This is a genomic window from Microbacterium yannicii PS01 (genome assembly GCF_000304335.1).
Taxonomy (GTDB): Bacteria; Actinomycetota; Actinomycetes; order Actinomycetales; family Microbacteriaceae; genus Microbacterium; species Microbacterium yannicii_A.
The window spans coordinates 57838-66857 of the sequence record NZ_CAJF01000022.1 but is presented as its reverse complement, the minus strand read 5'-3'; the positions used below and the strand labels follow the sequence as shown (position 1 = coordinate 66857).

Here is a 9020-nt window from a genome sequence, read left to right as displayed (position 1 = left end):
GGCGCTCGGATTCTTCGTGTTCGCGACCGGCTTCGTCGCGTCCGCGCTGAGCCCCACGATCCAGACGCGACTCATGGACGTCGCACAGGACAACCAGTCCATCGCCGCGGCACTCAACCACTCGGCCCTCAACATCGGCAACAGCCTGGGGGCCTTCCTCGGCGGCGTCGTGATCGCCGCGGGCTGGGGCTTCGTGGCGCCCGCCTGGGTGGGCGTGGCTCTCGCGCTCGCCGGACTGGTCCTCGCGATGGCGAGCCTCGCGGCCGAGCGGCGCCGGGTCCTCGTCGACGCGTAGCCCTCCTGCGTCGATCGGCGCCCGGTTAGAGTGGGCGGATGCCGCAGCCGACGCCCGCTGATCGTGCGGTGCGCGTGCTCGCCGACGCCGTCGGACAGGCGCGGCCCCGGCTCGCCGATGACGCCTCCGATCCCGGCATCCCCGTCGCTGCCACCGTGGTGCTCGTCCGGGACGGCGTCGACGGCGCCGAAGTGCTCCTGATCGAGCGACCGGACCGGGGCTCGTTCGCCGGCGCGTGGGTGTTCCCCGGCGGCAGACTCGAGGACGCCGACCGGCGCGCACGCGATGAGCCGGAGGAGGACGCCGCCCGCCGGGCGGGGGTGCGTGAGACCCGGGAGGAGACGGGACTCGTGGTCGACCCCGAGGCGCTCGTGACGCTGTCGTGCTGGGATCCGCCGCCCGGCATCCCGCTGAGGATCCGCACCTGGTTCTTCGTCGCAGCGTTCCCCGGCTCAAGCGTGACGTCTAACGAGCTCGTGCTGTCGGCTCACGAAGCGGTCGCGGCGGAGTGGGCACGGCCGTCGGACCTCATCGCCCGCCATGGGCGCGGCGAGCTCACGCTGTACCCGCCGACCTGGGTGACCCTGCACGAGCTCGCCGCCCATCCCGACGCCGCCTCGCTTCTCGCCGCGGCGCGGCTGGCGGGCTTCCAGCGCTTCGAGACCGTCGCGCGCCGGGGCGGCGACGGGCCGGTCCTGCTGTGGCAGGGCGATGCCGAGTACGAGCCGGATGCCGGGGCTCCGGCATCCGGACCCCGTCATCGCCTGGAGATCGGCGCCCTGCCCTGGCGCTACGAGCGCTCGAGCTGACGAGGAGGCGGGACTCCGTCCCCCGTCCGCCGGCGTGAGGCCGTTCAGGGCGGTGCCGAGGCGCAGACGTCAAGACTCGAAGAGCCGCCGCAGGTGCGCGCCGACCGCGTGCGTCTCGATGAGGAAACCGTCGTGCCCGAAGTCGCTCGCGAGCACCACCGAGCGCTCGCCGTCGAGAGTGCGGCGGATGCCGCGCGCGATGCGGTGCTGCCCGTCGATCGGGAACAGGCGGTCGCTGTCGATGCCGAGCACGAGGGTCTGAGCGGTGACCCGCGCGAGGGCGTCCTCGATGCCGCCGCGGTCGCGGCCGACGTCGTGCGAGTTCATGGCCTCGACCAGCGTGATGTACGAGTTCGCGTCGAACCGTCGCGTGAACTTGTTGCCGTGGAAGTCCAGGTACGACTCGACGGCGAACCGGCCGCCGTGTCCGAGCGGGCTGACCCCCGACTGCCAGGTGCGCTGGAAGCGCTGGTTCAGCTCGGTGGGCGAGCGGTAGTTCAGCAGCGCCATGCGTCGTGCCAGCGCGAGACCCCGCGTCGGGCCGTCGCCGTCGGGGGAGTCGTAGTACTCGCCGGCGAGGAACCGCGGGTCGATGCGGATCGCCTCGAGCTGCACCGAGTTGAGGGCGATCTGGTCGGCGGTGTTGACGGGCGGCGCCGACAGGACGCCGAGGCGCTCGACGCGCTCGGGATGCGCCACGGCCCACTCGAGGGCGTGCATGCCGCCCATCGAGCCGCCCACGACGCCGGCCCACACGTCGATGCCGAGCGCGTCCGCCAGGCGCACCTGCGCGGCGACCTGATCGCGGATCGTCAGGTAAGGGAACCGTGTCGCCCATTCGTATCCGTCGGGCGCGATGGAGGCGGGACCGGTCGAGCCCTGGCACCCGCCGAGCATGTTCGGCGCCACGACGAACCATCGATCGGTGTCGATGGGACCGCCCGGTCCGACGATGTCGTCCCACCAGCCCGACGTCGGATGACCTGCACCGGCCGGGCCGCGTACGTGACTGTCGCCGGTCAGGGCGTGAAGGACCAGGACGGCGTTGTCGCGGGTGGCGTTGAGCTCGCCCCACGTCTCGTAGGCGAGACGGTAGGCGGGCAGCTCACGGCCGCCCTCGGTGCGGAAGGACCCGAATCCAGCGAACCTGCGGTCTCCTGCCGGGTCGCCGTCGCGCCACGCGCCGGTCGCCGGGGGACGGCCGAGGAGCTGGCGGGCGTCGGCCTCGGTCACCGGTGCGCTGGGCACGGTGTCTTCGGAGGTCTGCCAGTCCATCCGCCTATTCTCTCGCCTTCCCTCCGGACGAAGGGATCTGTTACGCGGATCGACCGGCCGACGTCATGCGCGGAAGGGAGCGGTCTCGTACACCGCGCCGTGCTGCCCCGCCAGCGCGATCGGCACGCCGTCGCGCGTCTGGACGAACCGCTGCGCGCTGTCGAGACCCGGCGGCAGCTGCGCGTCGACCTCGGGATACGTGCGCGCGGTCTCGTTCGAGAGCCACACCACGTTGCGCCCGATCGCCCGTCCGAGCCCGGCCATGATGCGGGCGAACCGCGCGCGTCCCGCGACGTCGAGATAGAGCATCACGGCGCTGTGGAAGACGACGAGCGTGGCGTCCGCCGGCGCGGCGGCGGCGGCATCCGTCACCGTCTCGAGGAGGTCGCCGCGGATGATCTCGGGAGGGTCGGATGCCGCGACCGCCGCGGCCGTGCGCAACCGGGCCACGCGGCGGTCGTGGTCGGGACCGGGCCAGATCAGGGTCGCCAGCCAGTCGATCGCCTCGGGGTCGCGCACGTCGATCGGCGAGAGGTCGATGCCGCGGCGCCAGGCGACGCGAGGCATGCGCTGCGGAACCGAGGCGTCGTCGTCGACGCGGCACTCCAGTCGCACGGGAGAGTCCCCGTCGTCCGGCTCGATCCCGCGCACGCCGCCGGGCGCGTCGTAGGTGTAGCCGTAGCGGTCGGGCAGGAGGCAGAGCCCGGCCGCCGCGCCGACCTCGAGGAGGGCCACCGGGCCTTCGATCCGCGAGAGCTGAGGAAGGAACGTGGCGCAGCGATTCGGCTCATTGGTCTGCGTCGCACGGCGGTGGGCGATGTCGAGCACCCGGTCCCAGTTTTCTTCGAGCCATGGCCGCCACTGCGTGAACGGCACGAGGGGCGCGCCGGCCCAGCGCGCGGAGGCGTAGATCAGGATCGGCTGCTGAAGCCGGCCGGGGAGCGCGGCCAGGCGCGCCGGCAGCTCAGGGTCGGCGCCGATTCCGACCGACCAGTCCTCGTACAGGGGCGACGTGCCGTGCGCCCACCGGCGCCCGAAGTCGTCGTACATCGCCGCGATGCGTGCGGCGTCGTCGTGTGCGGCCACGGCCTCACCCTATGCGCGGCGCGAGCGGGATGTCGCCGAGCCGGTCTACCATCCGTGGCATGGACGATGTCGTCGACTACCTGCTCTCGGGAGACCCCGCGATCCGCTGGCAGGTGCTTCAGGATCTCACCGATGCCTCGCCCGACGACGTCGCGGCCGAGCGCGCACGAGTCGCGACCGAGGGCTGGGGTGCCCGGCTGCTGAGCGAGCAGGGACCGGACGGGCAGTGGGACGGCGGGACCTACCGTCCCGGGTGGGTCGATGAGTCGCGGCCGTTCTTCGATGCGTGGACCGCGACGCACTTCTCGCTGCAGTCGCTCGCGGAGTACGGGCTCGACCCGGCATCGCCGCAGGCGCAGCACGCGCTCGCCCTCGTGCGCGACAACGTCCGCTGGGAGTACAACGGCGAGCTCTACTTCCAGGGCGAGGCCGAACCCTGCATCAACGGCATCGCGCTCACCACCGGTGCCTACTTCGCCCAGGAGGCGGCGCCCATCGCCCGCACCGTGCTCGCGACCCAGCACCACGACGGCGGCTGGAACTGCTGGGACGACGATGCCGCGGCGCCCGGCTCGTTCCACTCCACCATCTGCGCGCTCGAGGGATTGCGGGCCTGGGAGAGCCGGGCGGGCGCGACCGACGAGATGACGGCCGCGCGGCTGCGGGGTGAGGAGTTCCTGCTCGAGCGAGGACTGTTCCGGCGGAAGTCCACCGGCGAGATCCCCGACCTGCGGATCACCCTGACCTCGTCGCCGGTGCGCTGGTTCTACGACATCCTCAGAGCGCTCGAGTACTTCCGCCTCGCACGCCTGGAGCGAGATGAGCGGTGCGCCGAAGCCGTCGAGCTCCTGCGTGCGAAGCGTCTCGACAACGGCCTGTTCCGCCTCGAGAACAACCACGAGGGGCCGACGCTGTTCGACCTCGAGGGCGAGCACGACGGCTTCCCGAGTCGCTGGGTGACGCTGCGGGCGCTGCGCGTGCTGCGGTGGTGGGACGCCCCCTGACGCGTACCGCGCCGCGAAATGAGGGATGCCCCGACCCGGGTGGGTCGAGGCATCCGCCCTTGACAGGCTCAGGGGGCCGGGCGCGGGTCAGGCGCGTGCGGCCTCCGAGACGCGACGTGCGACGGCGAGAGCCTGCTCGAGGTCGGCCTTCAGGTCGTCGATGTTCTCGAGACCCACCGAAAGGCGCACCAGGCCCGGCGTGACGCCCGCGGTCAGCTGCTGCTCGGGGGTGAGCTGCGAGTGCGTCGTGGACGCGGGGTGGATGACCAGCGAGCGCACATCGCCGATGTTGGCGAGGTGGCTGAAGAGGCTCAGCGAGTTGACGAACTCACGGCCGGCCTGGACGCCGCCCTTGAGCTCGAACGACAGCACAGCGCCGACGCCCTTCGGGGCGTAGTTGTTCGCGGCGGCGTACCAGGGCGAGGTGGGCAGGCCCGAGTAGTTGACCGACGCCACGTCGGACTGGTTCTCGAGCCACTCCGCGATCTCCTGCGCGTTCTGCACGTGACGCTCGACGCGCAGCGACAGGGTCTCGATGCCCTGGATCAGCAGCCAGGCGCTGTTGGGCGAGATGGCCGCACCGAGATCGCGCAGCAGCTGCACGCGCGCCTTGATGATGTAGGCCAGTCCGTCGCCCACCGCGGTCGTGTACGACGCGCCGTGGTACGACGGGTCGGGAACGGTGAGGCCCGGGAACTTGTCGACGTTCTTCGACCACTCGAACGAGCCGCCGTCGACGATGACGCCACCGATGGTCGTGCCGTGTCCGCCGAGGAACTTCGTCGCCGAGTGCACGATGATGTCGGCGCCGTGCTCGAAGGGGCGGATCAGGTACGGCGTCGCGATGGTGTTGTCGACGATCAGCGGCACGCCGCTCTCGTGCGCGACATCGGCGACGCCGCGGATGTCGAGCACGTTGATCTTGGGATTGCCGATCGTCTCGGCGAAGAAGAGCTTGGTGTTCGGGCGCACCGCGGCACGCCACTCCTCGAGGTCGTCCTGGTTCTCGACGAACGAGACCTCGATGCCGAGCTTGGCGAGGGTGTACTTGAAGAGGTTGTAGGTGCCGCCGTAGATCGAGCTCGACGAGACGAAGTGGTCGCCCGCCTGCGCGATGTTCAGGATGGCGAACGTCGCGGCCGCCTGGCCGCTGGCCAGCAGCAGCGCGCCGGTGCCGCCCTCGAGGGCGGCGAGTCGCTCCTCGACGACCGCCTGCGTCGGGTTCTGGATGCGCGTGTAGATGTTGCCGAACTCGGCCAGCGCGAAGAGGTTGGCCGCGTGATCGGCGTTGTCGAAGACGTACGACGTGGTCTGGTAGATCGGCGTCGCACGAGCCTTGGTCACCGGGTCGGGCTGGGCCCCCGAGTGGATCTGCTTGGTCTCGAAACGCCAGTTCTCGGGTGCGGACATGGCTTCTCCTGCGTGGTCGGATGCCGGAGGCCCCTGCCCCCAGCCGAATCCGAGGCTACGGACCCGCGTGTCCGGTGACAACGCGGCCGGACACGCGGCGTAACCTGCACGGGTTAGCGTGGAGGCATGGCCAGCAGACGTGCAGTGGTGACCGGAGCGAGCTCGGGAATCGGCGAGGCCGCGGCGAGGGCGCTGCGGGGCGCCGGATGGGACGTGGTCGCCGTGGCGCGACGCGCCGATCGGCTCGCAGCGCTCGAGTCCGAGACCGGAGCGGTCGCGTATGCGGCCGATCTCACCTCGGAGGCCGACATCTCCGCGCTGGTCGCGTTCCTCGACGAATCCGGCCCCGTCCATTCGCTCGTGCATGTGGCGGGCGGCGCCCGCGGCACCGAGCGTGTCGAGGACGGCCGGGCCGAGGACTGGCAGTGGATGTTCGAGGTCAACGTGCTCTCGGCACAGCGCCTCGTCGCGGCTCTCCTGCCGCAGCTGCGCCGGGCCGCGGCATCCGACGGCCACGCCGACACGCTGTTCGTGACCTCGACCGCCGCGCAGACGGCGTACGCCGGGGGTGCCGGCTACAACGCGGCGAAGGCCGGCGAGGCGATGATCGCGCACGCGCTGCGCCTGGAGCTCAACGGCGAGCCGATCCGCGTGGTGGAGGTGGCGCCGGGCATGGTGCACACGCCCGAGTTCACGCTCAACCGTCTGGGAGGCGACAGCGTGGCCGCGGAGCGCGTCTACGAGGGGGTCGAGGCGCCGCTCACGGCCGACGACGTCGCCGATGTCATCGCGTACGCCCTCAACGCGCCCGGACACGTGAATCTCGACCTCATCACCATGCGCCCGGTGGCGCAGTCGGCTCAGCACCTGCTCGCCCGCGGACCGCTGCGCCCGCGCGGCGTGGACGTCGCGTGATCCCCGACTCCGGCACCGTCGTCACCTATCCGGGCGGCGCCGTGACGTCGCGCAGCACCGTGCGGCACGTCGCGGATGCCGGCGCCGGTCGCACGGCGGTGGTGCTCGACGCGACCGCTTTCCATCCCATCGACACCGCGTGGCCCGACCAGCCCGCCGACCGCGGGGTTCTCTCCGTGGGTGGCGCCGAGATCGAGGTCGTGGACGCCGTCGTCGGCGCCGCGCGCGACGGGGAGCTTCTGCTCGGTCCGGATGTGCCGGTGCGCACCGGCACCGAGGGGTGGGTGTTCGTGGTCGCCCACCTGATCGCGGGCGAGCCGCTCGCGGAGGGCGACACCGTGGAGGTCCGCGTGGACGCTGCGTTCCGCGACGAGCTGTCGGCAGGGCACACCGGCTGCCACCTCGCCTCGCTCGCGCTCGATGCGGCCTTGGCCGATGCGTGGCGCAAGGACGCCCCGGTCGACGCGCTCGGCGCTCCCGGGTTCGACGCCCTGGCGATCCAGGAGTCGCGCATCGTGTCGCTCGGGTCGCGCGATGTGTACCGGATCGGCAAGTCGCTGCGACGCAAGGGCTTCGATCCCACTGCGCTCGAGGATCTCGAGGGGCTGGCAGGCCGGGTGAACGAGATGCTGGCCGAATGGGTGACGGCGGGCGGCGCGGTGCGGATCGAGTGCGGCGGCGCGACCCTCTCCGACCGCCGGACCTGGGAGTGCGACCTGCCCGGAGCAGTGGCACGCATCCCGTGCGGCGGCACGCACGTGCGATCGCTGAGCGACCTCACGGCCATCGAGGTGAGCTTCCAGTCCTCCGCCGTCGAGGGCGGTGCAGAACTCGTGATGACGACCACGGTGACACCGGCATGACGGATCCGGCCTTCGATCGCGCGGGCGGGCGGACGCCGTGGCGCTGACGCTCCCCGAGCTCGCCGACGCGGGTCTCGTCGACCCGGACTGGGCACTCGCCCTCGCACCGGTCGCGCCCGACATCGCGGCCCTCGGCGAGCGGCTGCGTGCCGAGGTCGCCGCCGGCCGGCCCTACCTGCCCGCCGGAGACCGCGTGCTGCGCGCGTTCCAGCGCCCGCTCGCCGACGTCCGGGTGCTGATCGTGGGGCAGGATCCGTATCCGACGGCGGGACACCCCATCGGGCTGTCGTTCGCCGTCGACGCGCACGTGCGGCCGTTGCCGCGCAGCCTGTCGAACATCTACCAGGAGCTCGAGGCCGACCTCGGGGTGCCGCGTGCGCCGCACGGCGATCTGTCGGCGTGGAGCGATCAGGGCATCATGCTGCTCAACCGGGTGCTCACGGTGGCGCCCGGGCAGCCGGCATCCCATCGCGGGTGGGGCTGGGAGAAGGTCACCGAGCACGCGATCCGCACGCTGGTGGCTCGTGACCAGCCGCTCGTGGCGATCCTTTGGGGGAGGGATGCCGCGAACCTGCGTCCGCTCCTGGGTGCGACGCCGATCATCGAGTCGGCGCATCCCTCGCCGCTCTCGGCCAGCCGCGGGTTCTTCGGCTCGCGGCCGTTCTCGCGCGCGAACGAGCTCCTGGTGGCGCAGGGGGCCGACCCGGTCTCCTGGGCCCTGCCCGCGTAGGCTGTCGGCATGCTCGAGGAGGAATACGACCGGGATCGCCGCCGCCTGCCGCGGCACCTGCGCCGGCAGCCGGAGCCGGAGCAGCCGTTCGCTTTCTCGATCCGGCCGGTCGAGGACGCCGACGTCCCCGACATCCGCGAGATCTACAACTACTACGTGACGAACTCCGTCGTCACCTTCGACGAGGACACCTGGTCGATCGCGCAGTGGCGCGACAAGCGCGAGCAGCTGCAGAAGCTCGGCCTTCCCTTCCTCGTGGCTCAATCGCCTGCCGGTCAGGTGCTCGGGTATGCGCTGGTGCAGCCGATGTCGAGCAAGTCGGCATACCGCTTCTCGGTGGAGAACTCGATCTACCTCGGGCAAGCGGCCACCGGCAAGGGACTCGGTCGTGCTCTGCTCGAGGCGCTCATCGAGGCGTGCGAAGAAGCCGGCATCCGTCAGATCGTCGCGGTCATCAGCGACAAGGGCGCGGAGGGTTCGATCGCCCTGCACGAGAGGCTGGGCTTCGTCGAGGTCGGCCGCATGGGGCGCGTGGGGTACAAGTTCGGCCGGTGGCTCGGCACGATCTACCTGCAGAAGTCGCTCAAGCCGGCGAAGAAGAAGGGCCTGTTCGCCCGCTGAGGCCATCGGCTC

Annotated in this window: 9 protein-coding genes and 1 pseudogene; 7 read left to right on the top strand and 3 right to left on the bottom strand. The window is 71.6% G+C overall.

Features of this window, described 5'->3' with window-relative positions; translation table 11 throughout:
• Together WYM_RS13110 and WYM_RS13105 are read left to right on the top strand one after the other, a co-directional pair.
• A pseudogene (locus tag WYM_RS13110) lies at window positions 1-295 on the top strand (MFS transporter); the annotation flags it as partial.
• 38 nt (window positions 296-333) lie between these two features.
• Window positions 334-1104 carry an NUDIX hydrolase gene (locus WYM_RS13105; RefSeq protein ID WP_019181301.1) on the top strand — a complete coding sequence of 257 codons (771 nt, stop codon included), beginning with the start codon at window positions 334-336 and terminating at the stop codon, window positions 1102-1104.
• Between the two features lie 69 nt (window positions 1105-1173).
• Here WYM_RS13105 and metX read toward each other — a convergent pair whose 3' ends face one another.
• Window positions 1174-2379: a homoserine O-acetyltransferase MetX gene (gene metX, locus WYM_RS13100; RefSeq protein WP_019181300.1), complete on the bottom strand. Its 1206-nt coding sequence runs from the start codon at window positions 2377-2379 to the stop codon at window positions 1174-1176.
• Window positions 2380-2442: 63 nt separating this feature from the next.
• Window positions 2443-3465 carry a DUF2332 domain-containing protein gene (locus tag WYM_RS13095; RefSeq protein ID WP_019181299.1) on the bottom strand — a complete coding sequence of 341 codons (1023 nt, stop codon included), beginning with the start codon at window positions 3463-3465 and terminating at the stop codon, window positions 2443-2445.
• A 59-nt stretch (window positions 3466-3524) separates the two neighbouring features.
• Here WYM_RS13095 and WYM_RS13090 point away from each other — a divergent pair, with 59 nt between their 5' ends.
• Complete coding sequence (locus tag WYM_RS13090) at window positions 3525-4469, top strand: hypothetical protein (protein WP_019181298.1); 945 nt, start codon at window positions 3525-3527, stop codon at window positions 4467-4469.
• An 87-nt stretch (window positions 4470-4556) separates the two neighbouring features.
• Here the strand turns inward: WYM_RS13090 and WYM_RS13085 are convergent, their stop codons facing one another.
• Window positions 4557-5879, bottom strand: coding sequence for a bifunctional o-acetylhomoserine/o-acetylserine sulfhydrylase (locus WYM_RS13085; RefSeq protein ID WP_019181297.1), 1323 nt, complete (start codon window positions 5877-5879; stop codon window positions 4557-4559).
• 126 nt (window positions 5880-6005) lie between these two features.
• Here WYM_RS13085 and WYM_RS13080 point away from each other — a divergent pair, with 126 nt between their 5' ends.
• The 4 genes from WYM_RS13080 to WYM_RS13065 are packed head-to-tail and all read left to right on the top strand — an operon-like array spanning window position 6006 to window position 9008.
• Window positions 6006-6794, top strand: a complete 789-nt coding sequence (locus tag WYM_RS13080; RefSeq protein ID WP_192813752.1) for an SDR family oxidoreductase — start codon at window positions 6006-6008, stop codon at window positions 6792-6794.
• Window positions 6791-7657: a hypothetical protein gene (locus WYM_RS13075; protein WP_019181295.1), complete on the top strand. Its 867-nt coding sequence runs from the start codon at window positions 6791-6793 to the stop codon at window positions 7655-7657. Before WYM_RS13080 ends, WYM_RS13075 begins: the two co-directional genes overlap by 4 nt.
• A gap of 37 nt (window positions 7658-7694) precedes the next feature.
• Window positions 7695-8387, top strand: a complete 693-nt coding sequence (locus WYM_RS13070) for a uracil-DNA glycosylase (RefSeq protein ID WP_019181294.1) — start codon at window positions 7695-7697, stop codon at window positions 8385-8387.
• A gap of 9 nt (window positions 8388-8396) precedes the next feature.
• Window positions 8397-9008, top strand: coding sequence for a GNAT family N-acetyltransferase (locus WYM_RS13065; RefSeq protein ID WP_019181293.1), 612 nt, complete (start codon window positions 8397-8399; stop codon window positions 9006-9008).
• Window positions 9009-9020: the final 12 nt, after the last annotated feature.

What these genes read in the sequence shown, in the direction of transcription:
- WYM_RS13105 (WP_019181301.1), top strand. Translation starts at nt 334, where the DNA reads ATGCCGCAGCCGACGCCCGCTGATCGTGCGGTGCGCGTGCTCGCCGAC.
- metX (WP_019181300.1), bottom strand. Translation starts at nt 2,379, where the DNA reads ATGGACTGGCAGACCTCCGAAGACACCGTGCCCAGCGCACCGGTGACC.
- WYM_RS13090 (WP_019181298.1), top strand. Translation starts at nt 3,525, where the DNA reads ATGGACGATGTCGTCGACTACCTGCTCTCGGGAGACCCCGCGATCCGC.
- WYM_RS13085 (WP_019181297.1), bottom strand. Translation starts at nt 5,879, where the DNA reads ATGTCCGCACCCGAGAACTGGCGTTTCGAGACCAAGCAGATCCACTCG.
- WYM_RS13080 (WP_192813752.1), top strand. Translation starts at nt 6,006, where the DNA reads ATGGCCAGCAGACGTGCAGTGGTGACCGGAGCGAGCTCGGGAATCGGC.
- WYM_RS13065 (WP_019181293.1), top strand. Translation starts at nt 8,397, where the DNA reads ATGCTCGAGGAGGAATACGACCGGGATCGCCGCCGCCTGCCGCGGCAC.